The following is a 17,857-nucleotide window of genomic DNA, read 5'->3' as shown; positions in this document are numbered from 1 at the left end:
GATGGCTTAGCGGCAAGGTATCCGTTTGTCTTAGTTCTATCAGGCGTCTGTGTTTGCCCGCTCTGGAAACAGCGCTGCGAGCCCTTCTTTGCTAGCTGCACAGGCACCACGCTCGGTGATCAGGGCGGTGACGTACTTTGATGGCGTCACATCAAACGCGAAGTTGGACAAAGGGGTCTCTGGTGGGCAAATGCGCACCTTCTCGACCTTGCCCTCCGCGTTTTCGCCCGAGATCCACGCGACCTCTTCGCCGCCGCGTTCCTCAATCGGAATTTCCTTCAGGCCATCAGCAACGGTCCAGTCGATGGTTGAAGAGGGCAGAGCCACGTAGAATGGGACGCCATTGTCATGGGCTGCCAGCGCTTTGAGGTAGGTGCCGATTTTGTTGCAAACATCGCCGTGTGCAGTGGTTCTATCCGTTCCCACGATGCAAAGATCCACCATGCCATGTTGCATGAGGTGGCCACCTGCATTGTCGACAAGCAACGTATGAGGCACGCCGTGCTCTCCCAGCTCCCATGCGGTCAGGCCAGCGCCCTGATTGCGCGGGCGGGTTTCATCAACCCAGACATGGACTTTGATGCCTTTGTTGTGGGCCTGATAGATCGGAGAGGCGGCTGTCCCCCAGTCCACAGTTGCCAGCCAGCCTGCATTGCAGTGGGTCAGGATATTGATGGTCTCGCCCGGGCTCTTTTGCGCGGCGATCTCTTCAATCAGCTTGAGCCCGTGCTTGCCGATGGACTCGTTGCAGGCCACGTCTTCATCAGAAATCTCGACGGCCCGCTTCCACGCAGCTGCCGCTCTTTGCTCCAATGGCAGCTCTGAGAGCAGGCTTTGCATGTCATTCAACGCCCAGCGCAGGTTGATTGCGGTGGGGCGGGTTGCATGGAGCACCTGCCACGCATTGCTTAGTGCTGCATCGCTTGGGTCTCGCGCCATTTCCAGTGCAACACCAAAGGCAGCTGTTGCGCCAATCAGTGGGGCGCCTCGAACCCACATATCCTTGATGGAAACTGCTGCATCTTCCAGATTACGCAGTTCAACCTCGACAAAACGATGAGGTAGGCACGTCTGGTCGATGATCCCGACAGATTTTCCAGCTTCCAGCGGCCAAATGGAACGGTATGCTTTACCATGAACCTTCATCGCGACGTCTCCTACCCATGTATGCGGTTTGTGCGTCAGATTATCGGATTTTTCCGTGGCTCCATCTGCATTTTATCGCGTCCGGTTTCTTTTCCTCATAAAGTTCTGCAGTCCGCAGTTTCCGCATGGTCCAATTAGATGAAAGCCTTTCATCTCCTCTTTAACCATACTGCGCTACGCTGACTCTCTTACGTCAGTTTACACATAACTTTGCCGGGTTGATGAAAGAGGCTTCCGATGGCTCCGCTGGACACTGAAATTCGCGTTATGGATGAAGATGGCATTTTGACCATGCTGGATTGGGCCGCCCAAGAAGGGTGGAATCCAGGTGAAGATGATGCACCATCCTATTATGCGGCGGATCCCGGCGGTTTTCTTGGCTGCTACCTAAACAATCAGCTGGTTTCTATGGTGTCTGCCGTTCAATACGGTGAGGCCTATGGCTTTCTCGGCTTTTACATCTGTCATCCGGAGTTTCGCAGGCAAGGCCTCGGGGCCGTTATATGGAATGCCGCCATGAAACGGCTGGAAGGGCGGACGATTGGCCTTGATGGCGTGGTGGAAGAGCAAGATAATTACGCGAAATCCGGTTTCAGGCTCGTTCATCAGAATATGCGTTACAGCGGTCTGTCTGATGTCACCATGCCTATGGATCAGCGGATTTCCATCATTGGCAAGGGCATTTTGCCAAGCATTATAGAATATGACCGCAACTACTTTCCCGCAGAACGCTCCGCTTTTCTGGAACGTTGGATGGAGCCAATGAACCCTATGCGCAGGGGTCTTTATCTGGTTGAAGAGGGAATTGTTCGCGGTTACGGCGTTATCCGTGCGGCCCGTGATGGATATCGCATTGGCCCAATGGCCGCTGAAACTCCTGAAGGGGCTGACCTGCTGTTCCGCGCCCTTGCTGGCAGCGCCAAAGGGCAGATGATCAACATTGACCTGCCTTTGCCTAATGAACAAGCCGTGGAACTGGCAGAACGCTATGACCTATCACCCGTGTTCGCTACCGCCAGAATGTATAAGGGCCAAGACCCCAACCTCCCCCTCGACAAGATCTACAGCTTTGCGAGTTATGAGCTGGGGTAGGGCGGAATTAAACGAAGCATAGATAGTGTATTTTGGCTTAAGAAGGTCTTATTGTGACAACTGGCCGAACTAGCTATCTTACCTCTGCCAAGTTCGGAGCAGAATCCCGACCAAATCAAATTTTACTTCAACAACATACTGCCCAATTATCCAAATTAGAGACTATCTATGTCATTCCTAAACTCATTAATTCCAGGTTTGGATATCGTTGAACTAACCGCAGAGATAATCGGGCAAAATAGGCGCGAGCGCGAGGAAGCACGCACTGAAAAGAGACAATACTTAGCAAAGTTAGAAGGCGCATCTGGCGAAGAAATCTTTAAACTCATGAACCTTATTTCATTCGCTAATATGGATGAGTTTATTGCTGAAGCCCGTCTTCATGCACAGCAGTCTTTTAAGATTTGCATGCTCTGCGCAGGAGTCGGTTTTCTTATTATCTGTGTTTCAATTGGCTTTGCTATCTATTTCCAAATCGCCGAAATTAAAGGGCTTTCGGCAGCATATTTAGGATCAGCAGTTGGATTAATCACAGAAGCGATCTCAGCTCTCTTCTTTACACTTTATACAAAAACGACCAACCAAGTTAATCGCCTATATGATCGTTTACAGGCTAGCCAATCTGCTTATGCAGCAATGCTAAGTACCACTCTTTTGGAAAATTCTCCTGAAAAGCATCAGCAAATCATGGAGCTTTCTACCAAGTTAATGTCTCGCTTAGATAGCTTAGAAAATCCAGCCTAGAATTTAACTCCTCCCTATTGTGGCAACAACGTCTCCCGATCCAGTTGCTGTTCGTGGGCTTCTTCCTGGAGCCATGCTTTGAAGGATTTTACGACTGGGCGCAGGGTGCGGTTTTCGGGGTAGACGAAGTGGTAGGCGGAGGAGAGTTTCAGGCTGATATCAAACAAGCGGACCAGTGTGCCTGCGGCGAGCTCTTCCTCAATAAAGAACTTTGGTACCAGAGCCACACCCAAACCGGAGGCGGCGGCTTGTGAGATCATGGTGAACTGATCGAAACGCGGGCCCTGAAAGGCGCCATCTGTTTCTACACCTGCCAGAGAGAACCATTTTTGCCATGCATCTGGCCGTGTTGACTGGTGCAGGCGCATAACGTCAATCAGGTCTTCCGGTGTGCGCAGGCTGTGTCTGTCGCGGAATGCTCTGGAGGCGACTGGAATGACTTCTTCCTGAAACAGTGGCTCTGCGATGGCTCCTGCCCAGACAGGTTCTCCGTAATGGATCGCTCCATCAAACGGTTCTACCGAGAAATCGAAGGGGCGCAGACGGACGGAGAGGTTGAAGCTGGCTTCCGGGTAGCGCTCGTGGAAACGGGGGAGGCGGCGAGCGAGCCAACGGGTGCCGAAGGTTGGGAGCACGGCGACGTTGAGCACATCCTCACTGCCTGCAAAGGACATCACCTGACGGGTCGCGCTGGTCATCTTTTCCAGCGTGCCGCGGATGTCATGCAGGTAGATACGCCCGGCATCCGTCAGAACAATGCGCTGGCGAATCCGTTTGAACAGCTCAACACCCAAGCGACCTTCCAAAAGGCGCACCTGTTTGCTGACTGCGCCTTGCGTCAGGAACAATTCTTCAGCTGCACGCGTGAAACTGCCGTGCCGCGCTGCGCTTTCGAATGCAATCAAACAGTCTATCGGGGGGATAAAACCACGCTTCATCCTGACCTCTCATGATGCCGTGAACAGCTCGAAACTCCTGAAATCGCGAGGTTAAGCACACCCAACACGATTAAATTTCGTTCTATCTGGCATCATCTCCTTCTTAAAACAGAATCTCAAATAGGCCGATACCCATTATTATCTTACTGATTTTAAGCAGTTTTCTCACCAGCGCAAGATCCAAGCGAAATTATCAGTCATTCCATATGCGAATGAATAATGGAAAAGACGTAGCTTTTACCCGTGAACAGGACAAGAGAAACTCTGCTCAAATTTCGAACTGACTGTTTCTCACTCTTTGGGGGCTTCAATGACCGTAGGTCTGGATACCGCGCAATTCGCAAAAGAAACAATTGAACTCATGGAGCGTATGGGTGTTGCCCGCGCTGCTTTGGAAGGTGGCACACTTGCTGCAACTTCTCCAAACTCCGGTGAAACACTGGCGATGATCAAAGAAGACAGCGCTGCGGAAACCACCGCTGCAATTGGTCGTGCTCACGATGCTTTTAAAGAGTGGCGCAAGCTGCCTGCACCTCGTCGTGGTGAGCTGGTTCGCCTGCTGGGTGAAGAGCTTCGCACTTATAAAGATGACCTTGGCAAGCTGGTGAGCCTTGAAGCAGGCAAAATCACCTCTGAAGGTCTGGGGGAAGTTCAGGAAATGATCGACATCTGCGATTTCGCAGTTGGTCTTTCCCGTCAGCTGTACGGCCTGACCATCGCGACCGAGCGTCCGGGTCACCGTATGATGGAAACCTGGCACTCATCCGGTGTTATTGGTGTGATCTCCGCGTTCAACTTCCCAGTCGCGGTCTGGTCCTGGAACGCAGCACTGGCATTTGTTTGTGGTGACTCCGTTGTTTGGAAGCCATCTGAGAAATCCCCTCTGACAGCAATGGCATGTGCTGCGCTGTTTGAGCGGGCGGTTGCCAAGTTTGGTGATGATGCACCGAAGGGCTTGCTGGAAGTTATCGTGGGTGGCCGTGAAATCGGTGAGACGCTGGTCGATGACAAGCGCGTGCCTGTTATCTCCGCGACTGGTTCCACTCGCATGGGCCGTCAGGTTGGTCCACGTGTTGCACAGCGCTTCGGCAAGTCCATCCTTGAGCTGGGCGGCAACAACGCAGCGATCGTGACCCCATCTGCTGATCTGGACCTGACCCTGCGCGGCGTGGCCTTCTCTGCAATGGGTACTTGCGGTCAGCGCTGTACTACTCTGCGCCGTCTGATCACGCATGACAGCGTTTATGACGCGCTGATCCCACGTCTGATCAAGGCGTATGCCTCTGTGAAGATCGGCATTCCGACTGAAGAAGGTACGCTGATCGGTCCGCTCATCGACAAAGACGCTTATGACAACATGCAGAAATCTCTGGAAGCTGCGAAAGCTGCCGGCGGCACCGTGCATGGTGGCCAGCGCGTGATGGCGGATGAGTATCCGGATGCCTATTACGTTCAGCCTGCTGTTGTTGAAATGCCAGGTCAGGTTGGTCCTGTACTGGAAGAGACTTTTGCTCCGATCCTCTACGTCGTTCGCTACAGCGACTTTGATGAAGCGATTGAAATTCAGAACGGTGTTGGTGCTGGTCTGTCTTCTTCCGTCTTCACCAAAGACATGGGTGAAGCTGAAACCTTCGTTTCTGTCGTTGGCTCTGATTGCGGCATTGCAAACGTCAATATTGGCCCATCTGGCGCTGAGATTGGCGGCGCATTTGGTGGTGAAAAGGAAACTGGTGGTGGCCGTGAAGCTGGCTCTGATGCCTGGAAGGCATACATGCGCCGCGCGACCAATACCATCAACTACTCTGGCGCTCTTCCATTGGCGCAGGGTGTGAAGTTTGACGTTGAATAAGGAATTTTGAGCATGAGTAGTGATCCAACCGGCGGAGGCGTCTTCAATTGGGAAGACCCGTTCCTCATGCGCGACCAGTTGAATGAAGACGAAGTCCTCATCATGGAAAGCGCGCGTGCATACGCTCAAGAAAAGCTTCTGCCACGTGTGATGGAAGCCTACCGCGAAGAGAAGACTGATCGCTCCATCTTTAACGAGATGGGCGAACAGGGCCTGCTTGGCGTGACACTTCCAGAGCAATACGGTGGTTCAGGTGCGTCTTATGTGGCTTACGGCCTCGTTGCCCGCGAGGTTGAGCGTGTGGACAGTGGCTACCGCTCCATGATGAGTGTGCAGTCCTCGTTGGTGATGTACCCAATCTACGCGTACGGCTCTGAAGAGCAGCGCATGAAATATCTGCCGAAGCTTGCTTCCGGTGAATACGTGGGCTGTTTTGGTCTGACCGAGCCGGATGCAGGATCTGACCCGGCTGGCATGCGCACCCGCGCTGTGAAGACCGAGAGCGGATACCGCATCACTGGTTCCAAGATGTGGATTTCCAACTCTCCAATCGCAGACGTGTTTGTGGTTTGGGCGAAGTCTGAAGCGCATGACAACCAGATCCGCGGTTTCGTTCTTGAAAAGGGTATGGAAGGTCTTTCCGCACCTAAGATTGAGGGCAAGCTGTCTCTGCGTGCTTCCATCACCGGTGAAATTGTGATGGACAACGTTGAAGTGGGTGAAGATGCGCTGCTGCCTAACGTTTCTGGCCTGAAAGGTCCGTTTGGCTGTCTGAACCGCGCTCGCTACGGCATCTCCTGGGGTGCGCTGGGCGCTGCGGAAGATTGCTGGATGCGTGCTCGCCAGTACGGCATGGACCGCAAGCAGTTCAACCGTCCTCTGGCACAGACACAGCTGTTCCAGAAGAAGCTGGCAGACATGCAGACTGAGATTACTCTCGGCCTTCAGGCCTCTCTGCGTGTTGGTCGTCTGTTTGACGAAGGCCGCGTTGCTCCTGAGATGATTTCCATTGTGAAGCGCAACAACTGCGGCAAGGCGCTGGATATTGCGCGTCAGGCTCGTGACATGCACGGTGGTAACGGCATCTCCGAGGAATTCATGGTGATGCGCCATGCTCAGAACCTTGAGACCGTCAACACTTACGAAGGTACGCATGACGTTCACGCCCTTATTCTGGGTCGTGCACAGACTGGCCTTCAGGCTTTCTTTTAAGCCCTGATTAGCATCGTAATCTTGTGAAAGTGCTGGGAGGCCTTTTTTGAGATTACGCTTGATGCTCTTGGGAGGCGTTTCGCCTCCCTTTTAGACCGGCGCTCGCAAATACCCGCCTAATTGTTTCGGGCGTCGGTTCTTACCTTTTTCATTTCTCAGTATTCAGGTGTGACTATGGCGATAGCTTCAGTGGATGTTGCTATTATTGGGGGGGCTGTCATCGGGTCATCGGTGGCGTACCATCTTGCACAACGCGACGACTTCAAGGGTAGCATTGCGGTCTTTGAGAAAGATCCGTCTTACCAACATTGCGCTTCGGCGCTTTCTGCCGCTTCTATTCGCCAACAGTTCTCCTCTGCCGTGAACATCGACATTTCGCTCTACGGCATCGATTTCCTGCGCAATATTGGCAGTCTTCTGGAAGTTGACGGCGAGCAGCCACGCATTGACTTGGTTGAGGGCGGTTATCTATTTCTCGCAACGCCAGACAAGCGCAGCATTTTGGAAGAGAACCACGCGCTTCAACAAAAGATGGGTGCGGATATTGGTTTTTTGGATACTGATGCGCTGAAAGCTAAATTTCCGTGGCTCAACGTCTCTGATCTTTCTGCTGGCTGTCACGGTCTTTCTGGCGAAGGCTGGTTTGACGGCTATGGCCTGATGCAGGCTTTCCGCCGCAAAGCGCGCTCCCTGAACGTGCCTTATGAGCCGTATCAAGTGGTTCATCTTGAAAAGATCATGGGAGGCAGCTGGATTTTGACACTCTCCAACGGAGAACAGGTGGAAGCTGGTGTTGTGGTGAACGCTGCAGGCGCGTCAGGTGGTACTCAGATTTGCATGGAAGCAGGTTTTGAAGCGCCTGTGCACTCCAAAAAGCGCATGATTTTCACCTTTGAATGCCGCGATGAGGTTTCGGGTCTGCCGTTGCTGGTTGATCCAAATGGAACCTATGTACGCCCTGAAGGGACAGGCTTTATCTGCGGCAGCTCACCAGATGAAGAGCAAGACCCGGATTCCTTCGACTATGATGTCGATTATTCCTTCTTTGAGGAACACCTTTGGCCAACACTCGCCAATCGTATTCCTGCATTTGAAGCCATCAAGCCCGGTGCGGCGTGGGCAGGACATTATGATGTGAACCTGTTTGATCACAACGCATTTACCGGTCCGGTGCCCGGCATTGAAGACTTTTACATCGCGCTGGGCTTCTCCGGTCACGGCCTTCAGCAAAGCCCGGCGGTGGGACGCGGCCTTGCCGAACATATCGTAACAGGCCGCTATGAAACGCTGGACCTTTCTGAGCTTGGTGTTGAGCGCCTGACCGCAAACAATCCGCTGATTGAGCGGAATGTGGTTTAAGAAGAGCGGCCTACTGAGGTGGGCCGCTTAATCTGGCTCGGTTTTTGATGATCAGGTCGGCGAGGAAGTCTGCCATGACGCGCATTCGGGGGGAATGGGCGAGATCAGAGTGCATGACCAGATAGATTTGTTGATCAACGCCGATGTTGGCTTCCACGCAGACAAGCCCGGCTTCTGCTGCAAGGAAGTGAGGGAGGACTGCCAGACCAAGCCCGGCTTTGGCAGCGACCACTTGCGTGGCGAGTGATGAGGTTAAAACTGCAGGCTCACGGCCTTTTAAAGCACGTCGAATCCATTGTGCTGCGGCAAGGTGAGCCTGCGCTTCACTCCAGGATATGCAGTCATCGTCCTCATAGCTCTCAGGCTTTTCGAGTTCGGTCCGCTTAAGCAGATATTCTTTGCTTGCATAAAGGCCGAAGCCGAGTGTTCCCAAGCGACGCAGTGTTACGTTGCCGCTTTCCGGTTTCACCATCCGTATGGCGAGGTCTGCATCACGGCGGTGCAGGTTGACTGAGCTTACGTCGGTCAAAATTTCGATATACAGGTCCGGATAGTTGGTGCGCAGCTCGGGCAGTGCAGGCAAAATCAGGTGAGTGGCGAGATTTTCTGCTGTGGCGAGGCGCAATTTTCCGGAAATGCCTGCCTGAGCCTTTGCGCCGGAGGAGAATGCTGCGGCTGCGGCTTCCAGCGCCTCTGCTTTTGCCAGCAGCTCACGGCCATCCTCCGTGAGCTGGTAGCCGGACTGGTGCCTGACGAACAAAGGGATTTTCAGCGTTTCTTCGAGACGATCAATCTTTCTCGACAGCGTCGCCACACCGATCTGCAGGTGTTGAGCAGCCGCGCTGAGTGTTCCTGTTCTCGCAACAGCCAGAAAGGCTTTGGTGTCATCCCATACAAGGTCGCGCAGAACTTCATTTCCAAATTCGGAAATCAGCTTTCCATTTCTACTCGTATTTTCCATTTTTGAAACATGGCAAGTATTCAGCAGCAACACAAGGAAGCTTCTGATGAAAACGCGCCAACTTGGATCTAAACTTAACGTCTCAGCACTTGGTCTGGGCTGCATGGGGATGAGTGAGTTTTATGGCTCACACGATGACAGCGTGTCCTTGGGTGTGATGGCACGAGCCGTTGAACTGGGCATAGATTTCTTCGATACAGCTGACATGTATGGCCCTCATCACAATGAGGAGTTGATTGGTCGTTTTTTGAAGGAAACGAAAGCGCCTCTCAAAATCGCGACGAAGTTCGGCATCAATCGGAAACCCGGCGAATACAAGCGGACAATCGATAACAGCAGGCAATACGCACGGCAGGCCTGTGAATCTTCTCTGAAGCGCTTGGGCGTTGATTACATTGACCTTTACTACGTTCATCGTGTTAACCCGGAGCAACCCGTTGAGGATGTGATGGGCGAGCTTTCACAGCTGGTTGATGAAGGAAAGATCGGCAATATCGGGCTTTGTGAGATCAACGAGACAACACTGCGCCGGGCGCATGCGGTTCATCCAATTGCAGCTGTACAGACAGAATACTCGCTGTGGTCCCGTGATGTCGAAAGCGCAATCCTGCCAGCATGCCGTGAGCTCGGCATTGGATTTGTCCCTTATTCCCCGCTGGGACGAGGATTTTTGACGGGCAGTTTCAACTCGAAAACGGAGTTTGAAGAGGGCGATTTTCGCGCCAATCTGCCTAGATTTTCCAAAGAGGCCCTGCTCATCAACGAGGGTATCGCGAAAGTGATTACAGCGACTGCACACCAGAAGAAATGCACACCTGCACAGCTCTCCCTCGCTTGGTTGTTGGCAAAGGGAAACGATATCGTGCCAATTCCGGGAACTAAGAGGCTGAAGTATCTGCAAGAAAACGCTGCAGCACCTGAGATTGAATTGACCGCTGAAGAGGGGCTGGCACTGGACGCTGAGATTGCTCACATTCCTGTTGTGGGTGAGCGGTACACGCCTGAGGGCATGAAAGGCCTTAATGCGTAAGCAACTGAGTGATCTATAAAACTTATTCCCCTCCCAGTTTTCTCCCATATTCTGAGAGACATGCCCACGCAACGGGCTGCTGGCGGACCGTCCGTCAGTGAGGCGTGGGTTGGGTGGGGCTATCAGGAGAGGTAACGCATCTTTCTGGTGGTCCGGTGAACCGAACTTCAAACGTGACCGCATGGTTTGAGGGGAAGGGCCCAAGTTTGTAGGGTATCACGCGGCGACAAGTGCAAATGTACCGGCAGTAAAACCTGCTTTTGCAGATACGTTTGTCAAAGACGGAGGAACTGTTCGGTTAGGGAAACCTGATTGGATAAGCCATTGTCTTTCCGGGAAACCGGCTATCGTGCCTTACAGGCAAAGAGGCGACGTTGTTCATTACAAGAAAGCCCGGGCGAGGCGAGCAGCCACTGCCGAAGACTCATATTTAAACAAGTAGCGCAGGCACTGCCTGCTCGCCTTGCTCATCCCAAGTTTGGGAACCTTAGCTTCAACACTGCATGGGCTGCCATGCGGTGCTTTTAGTGCATGGTTTTGTCGTTCCAGTGCCATTCAGAACAGCGCAACTCTGCAACTTCCTGCACAATCTTGGTGTCAGGCTTATAAAGCCCTGCATGACCAGTTGACCGCGTTCAGGAGGGTGGAACATGTCATCTTCAGTTGCTTTGAGCACACCGCAAATTAATCCGCACATCTCAGCGGGGGATCTTGAGAACATCAAGAGAGCCTCGGACAGAGACCATGTTGGGAATCCGGCAACACGGCTCTGGGACAAGATTGTTGACTGGTTTTGCGGGACGGACCGCGTAACAGCGAAGAAACTGACGTTTGATCTGTATTCTCCGGGTGTGACGGACCAAAGCAAGGTCAAAGCCTTTGAGCAACTGCGCGAACTGGCTGGTGCGAACTATCAGGACAATTTCAAAGTCTATGACAGTTCCCATTATCGCAGCTACAGCGTTTTGGATTTTAAGCTGGAATTTGATGTGCGCAGTCCTGACGAAGGCCGCGTGGAAGCTAACCTGAAAAACGACATCATGATGGAGGGGATCAAGATCCCCGAGCAGCAGGGCATACAGTTTCAAAAGGACTTTGACCGCAGGCAGGAGCGCACTTTTACGTTCGATTCAAAACCGATTGAAGACATGAGCTTCTTTGATCAGTTCTCGCCACAGGAACGTGCCGCCATCTTTGCAGTTTGCCATCAAGGGCTGTTTCCGCAGCTCTCTGACGCGGTGATGTGTATGTCCAACAATCAGGACATGCAGTTTGATATCAGCAAGCCGGGACCAGATGATCTGCGCATTGAGGCCTACATGGAGAAGGACATCTCAATGGACTTCGATGGACCATTCTTCGAGGAACAACAGCAGCAGGTTGCTGAATATGACGGCGTTAAGAAGTCGCTGAAGATTGAAGCCGTGATCAATATCTGGCGAGGTGGCCAGGAAGTTGATCTGGTTTCTGCAGAAGTCCTGTCACAAAACGAAGTGTGACAGGAGCTGTTGCGGAGTGTTGTAGACGAAGGACGCCGAGTTAGCTCTCCTTGTCCTTCTTCTTCATCGCCTTTTCGAGAGCGTTGACGGTGGTTCTAAGTACCTGAATGCGGGCGTAGCGCTTGTCTTCGGAAGAGATCAACGTCCATGGCGCATAGCGGGTGGAGGTGCGGTCCACCATGTCACCAGCTGCGATGGCGTATTCGTTCCATTTGAGGCGATTGCGCCAGTCTTCCTCGGTGATTTTGTAGTTCTTGTAGGCGGTTTCTTCGCGGGCTTTGAAGCGGCGCAGTTGCTCTTCTTCCGAGATCGCCAGCCAGAACTTGCAGAGGACGAAACCGGAATCCGTCAGCTCTTTTTCGAAGGCGTTGATTTCGTTGTAGGCCCTCATCCAGTCCGCTTCGGAGCAAAAGCCTTCGACACGCTCAACAAGAACCCGCTCGTACCAGGAGCGGTCAAAGATGGCGCTGTGGCCCTTTTTCGGCAGGCGGCGCCAGAAACGCCAGAGATACGGGTGCAGCTTTTCTTCCACGGAAGGGGCTGCGATTGGGTGCACCTTGTAGTTTCGCGGGTCCATGGAGCGGGTGAGACGGCGAATTGAACCACCCTTGCCAGCTGCATCGTTGCCCTGGAAGACGGAGATTAAACCGAACTTTTTGAAGCGCTTGCGGTCTGTCAGGTACGCCATCTTGTCCTGAAGCTCTTCAAGCTCTGCCTTGTAGTCTTCTTTGGAGATGGTTGCTGTCAGGTCTATCGCATCCACGGCGTTGGCCTGCGACAGGGTCGTGACCACAGCCGGAGCTGAAACCGGATTGCCGTTGCCGCTTTCCAGCTTCTTCTTCATGGATTGCGCGATGGTTTCGGCCAGTGCGAGATCGCGAACATCCGGATCCTGAGAAGGGATCACAAACCAAGGAGCATAGCCGGTGCTGGTTTGCAGGGATGCCTTTTCGCCAGCCGTCTGCGCGGCGCGATAGTGCTCCGAGCCAGACCATTCCTCAATGAAGTTGCGGCCTTTTTTGCCTTTGGCTTCGATATCATGCAGGCGTTCCTGCTGCTCTGCCTTTGGAAGAGTGAACCAGAACTTGAGAAGGAGAATGTTCTCGTAAGCCAGCATTTTTTCAAAGCGGTTGATGGCTGACAGCTGGCGCTCCAGCTCTGCGTCGTCAATCTTGCCCATAACGGCATCACGCAAAGGTTCCTGATACCAGGAGCCAAACACAATGGAGGTTTCGCCCCGTGCAGGCAGATCACGCCAGTAGCGCCAGTAGTTTGGTCGGGCGCTTTCAGACTCGCTGCGCTCTTCATGGTAGGCGTTGCAGAACAGATAACGTGTGTCCATCCACTCATACAAACGGGAGATCGCCGCGCCTTTACCCGAGCCGTCTACGCCAGCGAGCAAAATGATCGTTGCAAAAGCTTTGTTCTCTCTCAGCTTGTGCTGAACTTCCAACAATTCCTCACGGAGTTCAGGCAGTCTTTTTTGAAGCAGCTCTTTGCTGACTGTCTGAGGAATGTTTGCAGACTGAAACATGCAAGTGACCTTCGCATCTGGGGCATGGCGTAAAATGTTATTTTTGCTCATTCGGCTTTGCTGCCAAGAATAGCCATTCTGTATTATTGCTTAAAGAGCTAAACGATGTTTTTCGTCACCAGAATTAACGTATGGGTCTGATTAGTGGGACTATTATGCTTTTTGAAGGGATTAGGGCTTGTTATTTCCCTTTCAAAGCGCCAGATGCCTGCATATAAATGTAACAGAATGCAGACCTTATTTTGGTCACCTTGGCACTATGTATACATTTCAAGCAGTCACCCAGCGATCTAAGTCATTTATGAAAGAGCTAGAGACTTTTCAGTGAACGTCGATTTCGTCACCACATTCCTCAACCACATTGTTGATTTCATTGCAGCAAACCCAGCGTTCGCTGGCCTTATCTGTTTTATCGTCGCAATGGGCGAAGCGCTCTTTCTGATTGGACTGGTGTTTCCAAGCACGGTTGTTCTTGTGGGCGCCGGAACGCTTATTGGCCTTGGCGAGCTGCCCTTTCTGAGCATCTTTTTATGGACAACCGCAGGCGCCGTAACGGGCGACGCGTTCTCCTACTGGTTTGGCTACTTTTACAAAGACAAAGTGCGCACCATCTGGCCATTAAGCAGGTATCCGGATTGGTTGCAGCGCGGTGAAGACTATTTTGCCAAACATGGTGGTAAGAGCATCTTCATTGGCCGTTTTGTGCCAGGTGTGAAGTCTGTGGTACCCGGAATTGCCGGTATGGCGGACATGAGTTTTGGCCGCTTTACGTTCTTCAACGTAACATCAGCCTTCGCATGGGCCGCAATCCATTTGATACCAGGTGTGATGGCTGGCTCAGCTCTGTTTGCGATTGGCGAGTTCAATACGCGTCTGGCGATTATTCTTGGTGGCTTGCTGCTGGTTCTTTTGATTGCCGTGGCCCTGATCCGCTGGCTGATCATGTTTATTCTGCCAATCGTTGGCGGTTCTCATCAGGCAACAGTCAATTGGTTTGCCCGCCGTCCTGATCGCTTCAGCCAATGGGTTGCACGGACGTATGACCCTGAAAACCCACGTAGTGTGGGGATGCTGGTTTCTGCGTTCTTCCTGCTTGTCACGCTGCCCGGCTTCATTTGGTTTACAGGTGCTGTGGCGCCGGGAATGCCGATGGCGCGGGCTGATCTTGCGATCAGCAACTTCTTCCAGATCGCCCGGACACCGATCATCGATAAGGTCATGGTTATGATCACCATGATGGGCGATGGACATGTCACTGCAACCGTGACACTGGCTGTTGGGCTTTATTTGTTTGGACGGAAGGCATGGCGCAGAGCGACAGGCTTTGTCATCGCGATTGTCAGCTCCTCAATCTTTGTGGTGATCACCAAGGCATTGATTGGCCGCGATCGCCCGATTGAGCTGTACTCTGGAGCGGACGCATTTTCATTTCCATCCGGGCATGCGACGATCAATACGGTTTTAATCGGGGTCATTGCGGTTTTGGTGGCTCATGATCGTTCCCGTCTGAGCAAGACGATCATCTATTCTGTGGCGGCAACCTTTGCGATCCTGATCGGGTTTTCACGAGTTTATCTTGGCGCGCATTGGCTTTCAGACGTTCTGGCAGGTCTCTTGTTTGGCTCCGGTACGGTCTTCTTCTTCTCATTCGTGTTTGGGCACATTCACAACGAGAAAGTCGGCAGAACAGCGCTGACGATCATTTCGCTGAGTGCACTGGCGATTGCTTCCGTCTGGCACATCAGCACCAATTATAAGACAACTGCTGAGGCTTATGAGCCGCGCAGTGAATCCGTTGTGATCCAAAAATCCAGCTGGCGCTTGCAGGACTGGCGTTTGCTGCCTGCCAAGCGTGTATCCATTACGGGTGAACTGGAAGAGCCGATAACACTGCAATGGTCCGGCACGCCGGAGCAGTTGGAAAAACAACTGACAGACCTGGGCTGGCGCAAGGCTCCGGAATGGTCTGTTCCAACGGCGACTGGATACCTGAAAGGCGAGACACCTGCTGGCGAACTGCCTCCGGTACCACACACCAATGCAGGCTTTCTGCCTGCGCTGACGATGGTTTACGAAAGCGATCAGGACCACAGACAGGTGTTTTGGCTCTGGGAAACCCGGTTCAAACTCTCCGATGTGAGCGGAGAGGTTTCCAATCTGTATATCGGCGGTGCGCTGGACGAAGAAACCGTCCGTCTGTTTGGTGAGTTTTCAGGTCTGAAGTCTGAAGATGAAATTCCAGTGGACCTTCACATGTTCAACCAGCTACCAAATGCAGAAGAGAAGCGCAGGTGGGATGGTAGCTCTGTGGTAATTGCGGGGCCTTAAAGCAGGCCCTGCTAGGCTTTTTCCTGAGGAGCGCAATACAGGCCGTAGAGAGTTTGCAGAACGGATTCCACTTCGGCACTTGCCAGAGAATAATAGATCGTCTGGGCGCTACGGCGGGTGGACACCAGATTGCTGGCACGCATCTTGGCAAGGTGTTGAGACAGCGCGGACTGACTAAGATTAACAGCTTCGGCAAGTTCACCTACAGTACATTCGCTCTGTACCAGTCGACACAACACCATCAAGCGCTTGGGATGCGCCATGTTAGCAAGAAGCCGCGAAGCTTCCTCAGCGTTTTCTTCTAAGTCTTCAAAATTTGCATCAATCAAAGCTCGAACCCTAATCTTTAATGTTATTAGCAGCAGGCCATTTATAGGATGTGGGCCATAAAAGCAGCGTCATTATTCTTGGTCCCCATACATAAAGAAGAACATGAAACATGCAAGTAGCTGGACTACTCTAACCAAATTTGTCGTCCTTTTCTTGTCGGGACAACCAGAATATTATGCTCTCCTGCAATAATTCTAGCATAATGTGGCGGGTCTATGTTAATAGCCCGATCAAACCGAGCCTCAGAGACTATTCCAGTAGAATTAATTGAAGCTGCCTGCTTTTGTGCTGGATTTCTCGAAGGCAAACTTCTTCAAGCTTGTTTTGTGCGCATCCTAAATCGAAAAACGGTTTCTACTTTTCCGGGACGCGCAAAAAACACATGATGAAATCAGCAGAACCGGCTTCGGACACTCTGCTCATTCGAAAGATCACTTTTGACCGACTTCGACAAACTTGGCGTTGCAAAACCATTTCAGATCGCCCTGAAATCTAAAGGTTATGACGAGCCAACACCTATTCAGGAAAACGCTATTCCATACATTCTGGATGGCAAGGACCTGCTTGGTCTTGCTCAGACCGGAACGGGTAAAACCGCAGCTTTCGCAGTGCCGCTTCTTCAGCGCTTGCTTGAGAGCCGGTATCGCGCAGCGCCAAAGAGCGTGCGCAGCCTTATTCTGACGCCAACCCGCGAGCTGGCGGATCAGATTTCAAAGAACATCAAGGCCTATTCAGGTCGTACCAAAATGTACTCCAGCTGCGTTGTTGGCGGTGTGCCGTTTCCTCCGCAGTTCCGTGCTTTGCAGCGTGGTCTGGATGTGCTTGTGGCAACACCTGGCCGACTGCTCGACTTGCACCGCAAGAACGGCGTCAGCTTTGATGAGCTGGAGATTTTTGTTCTCGATGAAGCGGACCAGATGCTTGATCTCGGCTTTATCGCAGAACTGGAAGAGATTGCTTATCTGCTGCCGGAAAAACGGCAGACACTGCTGTTCTCAGCAACTATGCCTGCAGAAATTCGTGAGTTTGCTGGTCGCTTCCTAAGCGATCCTGTTGAGGTGAGCACTGCGCCACCAGCAACAACAGTAGAAGCTGTAATTCAGAAGATCGCGCATCTGGAAGATAACGCCAAGTATCCGCTGCTGAAGACGCTGCTTGAAACGGAAGAGTGCGAGCGCGCTCTTGTGTTTACGCTCACCAAAAAAGGCAGTGCGCGACTAGCTGCCCGGCTGAACGCAGACGGTGTGCCAGCAGAAGCTATTCATGGCGACATGTCTCAGGCAGAACGCCAGAAGACGCTGGACAAGTTCAAAGGCGGTAAGCTGAAAACCCTTGTTGCGACTGATGTTGCAGCCCGCGGAATTGACGTTTCAGACATTTCGCATGTGATCAACTTTGACATGCCGAACGCGACCGAGAACTACGTGCATCGCATTGGCCGTACGGCGCGTGCGGGTAAGAGCGGAAACGCTATTACGTTCTGTTTGCCAGAAGATCGCGGTATGCTGCGTGCTGTTCAGAAGTTGATCGGCAAGAAGATCCCCGAGATGGATGGATACACCTTCTTCCCATCAGATCGCGAGCCGAAAAGCGCACGCAGCAGTGCGCAATTGGCGGGCAAAAAACAGAAACTTGGTGGGCAGCGGAAAGGCCCGGGCGGCGGTAAATTCGCTCAAAAGCCAAAGGGCAAATCTTCTGCCAAGCCGGGTAAAAAAGCACCACCACGCCGGTCGCCTAGCAAGTCATCTGACAGTTCTTCAGCACCTGCTTCCGGTGGTGGCGTTTATCTCAAGCGCAAGAAGCCTTAAGCCTCCGCTCAATGCAGGGGCTTACGA

At 52.5% G+C, this 17,857-nt stretch carries 14 protein-coding genes; 9 read left to right on the top strand and 5 right to left on the bottom strand.

Annotation, left to right across the window (positions count from 1 at the left end; translation table 11 throughout):
* Positions 1-39: 39 nt before the first annotated feature.
* Positions 40-1,146, bottom strand: coding sequence for an S-methyl-5-thioribose-1-phosphate isomerase (gene mtnA, locus PsAD13_RS02165; protein WP_063317161.1), 1,107 nt, complete (start codon positions 1,144-1,146; stop codon positions 40-42).
* Positions 1,147-1,383: 237 nt separating this feature from the next.
* On the opposite strand from mtnA, the gene PsAD13_RS02160 reads away from it, so the two are divergent.
* The gene (locus PsAD13_RS02160) at positions 1,384-2,238 is read left to right on the top strand and encodes a GNAT family N-acetyltransferase (protein WP_063294346.1); all 855 of its coding nucleotides are present in this window, start codon (positions 1,384-1,386) and stop codon (positions 2,236-2,238) included.
* 168 nt (positions 2,239-2,406) lie between these two features.
* Positions 2,407-2,982, top strand: coding sequence for a hypothetical protein (locus tag PsAD13_RS02155; protein ID WP_063317160.1), 576 nt, complete (start codon positions 2,407-2,409; stop codon positions 2,980-2,982).
* 14 nt (positions 2,983-2,996) lie between these two features.
* On the opposite strand, the gene PsAD13_RS02150 is transcribed toward PsAD13_RS02155, so the two are convergent.
* Positions 2,997-3,920: a LysR substrate-binding domain-containing protein gene (locus tag PsAD13_RS02150; RefSeq protein WP_063300370.1), complete on the bottom strand. Its 924-nt coding sequence runs from the start codon at positions 3,918-3,920 to the stop codon at positions 2,997-2,999.
* Between the two features lie 310 nt (positions 3,921-4,230).
* On the opposite strand from PsAD13_RS02150, the gene PsAD13_RS02145 reads away from it, so the two are divergent.
* The 3 genes from PsAD13_RS02145 (at position 4,231) to PsAD13_RS02135 (ending at position 8,340) form a co-directional block, all read left to right on the top strand.
* Positions 4,231-5,769, top strand: a complete 1,539-nt coding sequence (locus PsAD13_RS02145; protein ID WP_063294706.1) for an aldehyde dehydrogenase family protein — start codon at positions 4,231-4,233, stop codon at positions 5,767-5,769.
* Positions 5,770-5,781: 12 nt separating this feature from the next.
* A complete protein-coding gene (locus tag PsAD13_RS02140) occupies positions 5,782-6,981 on the top strand; it encodes an acyl-CoA dehydrogenase (protein ID WP_057463143.1) in 1,200 nt (399 codons plus the stop codon).
* Between the two features lie 174 nt (positions 6,982-7,155).
* Positions 7,156-8,340, top strand: a complete 1,185-nt coding sequence (locus PsAD13_RS02135) for an FAD-binding oxidoreductase (protein WP_063317159.1) — start codon at positions 7,156-7,158, stop codon at positions 8,338-8,340.
* A gap of 10 nt (positions 8,341-8,350) precedes the next feature.
* On the opposite strand, the gene PsAD13_RS02130 is transcribed toward PsAD13_RS02135, so the two are convergent.
* The gene (locus PsAD13_RS02130) at positions 8,351-9,301 is read right to left on the bottom strand and encodes a LysR family transcriptional regulator (RefSeq protein WP_063317371.1); all 951 of its coding nucleotides are present in this window, start codon (positions 9,299-9,301) and stop codon (positions 8,351-8,353) included.
* Positions 9,302-9,347: 46 nt separating this feature from the next.
* Here PsAD13_RS02130 and PsAD13_RS02125 point away from each other — a divergent pair, with 46 nt between their 5' ends.
* Positions 9,348-10,331, top strand: a complete 984-nt coding sequence (locus PsAD13_RS02125) for an aldo/keto reductase (protein WP_063317158.1) — start codon at positions 9,348-9,350, stop codon at positions 10,329-10,331.
* 650 nt (positions 10,332-10,981) lie between these two features.
* Positions 10,982-11,830, top strand: coding sequence for a hypothetical protein (locus tag PsAD13_RS02120; protein ID WP_063317157.1), 849 nt, complete (start codon positions 10,982-10,984; stop codon positions 11,828-11,830).
* A gap of 40 nt (positions 11,831-11,870) precedes the next feature.
* On the opposite strand, the gene pap is transcribed toward PsAD13_RS02120, so the two are convergent.
* Entirely contained in the window at positions 11,871-13,364 is a 1,494-nt protein-coding gene (pap, locus tag PsAD13_RS02115; RefSeq protein WP_057463258.1) for a polyphosphate:AMP phosphotransferase, read from the bottom strand.
* Positions 13,365-13,688: 324 nt separating this feature from the next.
* Between pap and PsAD13_RS02110 the strand changes: the two genes are divergently transcribed.
* Entirely contained in the window at positions 13,689-15,692 is a 2,004-nt protein-coding gene (locus tag PsAD13_RS02110; protein WP_063317156.1) for a bifunctional DedA family/phosphatase PAP2 family protein, read from the top strand.
* A gap of 11 nt (positions 15,693-15,703) precedes the next feature.
* Here the strand turns inward: PsAD13_RS02110 and PsAD13_RS02105 are convergent, their stop codons facing one another.
* The gene (locus PsAD13_RS02105; protein ID WP_057463148.1) at positions 15,704-16,021 is read right to left on the bottom strand and encodes a metalloregulator ArsR/SmtB family transcription factor; all 318 of its coding nucleotides are present in this window, start codon (positions 16,019-16,021) and stop codon (positions 15,704-15,706) included.
* Positions 16,022-16,459: 438 nt separating this feature from the next.
* Between PsAD13_RS02105 and PsAD13_RS02100 the strand changes: the two genes are divergently transcribed.
* Complete coding sequence (locus PsAD13_RS02100; RefSeq protein WP_063317155.1) at positions 16,460-17,830, top strand: DEAD/DEAH box helicase; 1,371 nt, start codon at positions 16,460-16,462, stop codon at positions 17,828-17,830.
* Positions 17,831-17,857 lie beyond the last annotated feature (27 nt).

It is taken from the genome of Pseudovibrio sp. Ad13, assembly GCF_001623225.1.
Taxonomy (GTDB): Bacteria; Pseudomonadota; Alphaproteobacteria; order Rhizobiales; family Stappiaceae; genus Pseudovibrio.
Note: the sequence above shows the minus strand (reverse complement) of the source record. Positions and strands in the feature narration are given on the sequence as shown.

What these genes read in the sequence shown, in the direction of transcription:
- mtnA (WP_063317161.1), bottom strand. Translation starts at nt 1,146, where the DNA reads ATGAAGGTTCATGGTAAAGCATACCGTTCCATTTGGCCGCTGGAAGCT.
- PsAD13_RS02140 (WP_057463143.1), top strand. Translation starts at nt 5,782, where the DNA reads ATGAGTAGTGATCCAACCGGCGGAGGCGTCTTCAATTGGGAAGACCCG.
- PsAD13_RS02150 (WP_063300370.1), bottom strand. Translation starts at nt 3,920, where the DNA reads ATGAAGCGTGGTTTTATCCCCCCGATAGACTGTTTGATTGCATTCGAA.
- PsAD13_RS02155 (WP_063317160.1), top strand. Translation starts at nt 2,407, where the DNA reads ATGTCATTCCTAAACTCATTAATTCCAGGTTTGGATATCGTTGAACTA.
- PsAD13_RS02135 (WP_063317159.1), top strand. Translation starts at nt 7,156, where the DNA reads ATGGCGATAGCTTCAGTGGATGTTGCTATTATTGGGGGGGCTGTCATC.
- PsAD13_RS02120 (WP_063317157.1), top strand. Translation starts at nt 10,982, where the DNA reads ATGTCATCTTCAGTTGCTTTGAGCACACCGCAAATTAATCCGCACATC.
- PsAD13_RS02130 (WP_063317371.1), bottom strand. Translation starts at nt 9,301, where the DNA reads ATGGAAAATACGAGTAGAAATGGAAAGCTGATTTCCGAATTTGGAAAT.
- PsAD13_RS02125 (WP_063317158.1), top strand. Translation starts at nt 9,348, where the DNA reads ATGAAAACGCGCCAACTTGGATCTAAACTTAACGTCTCAGCACTTGGT.
- pap (WP_057463258.1), bottom strand. Translation starts at nt 13,364, where the DNA reads ATGTTTCAGTCTGCAAACATTCCTCAGACAGTCAGCAAAGAGCTGCTT.
- PsAD13_RS02145 (WP_063294706.1), top strand. Translation starts at nt 4,231, where the DNA reads ATGACCGTAGGTCTGGATACCGCGCAATTCGCAAAAGAAACAATTGAA.
- PsAD13_RS02160 (WP_063294346.1), top strand. Translation starts at nt 1,384, where the DNA reads ATGGCTCCGCTGGACACTGAAATTCGCGTTATGGATGAAGATGGCATT.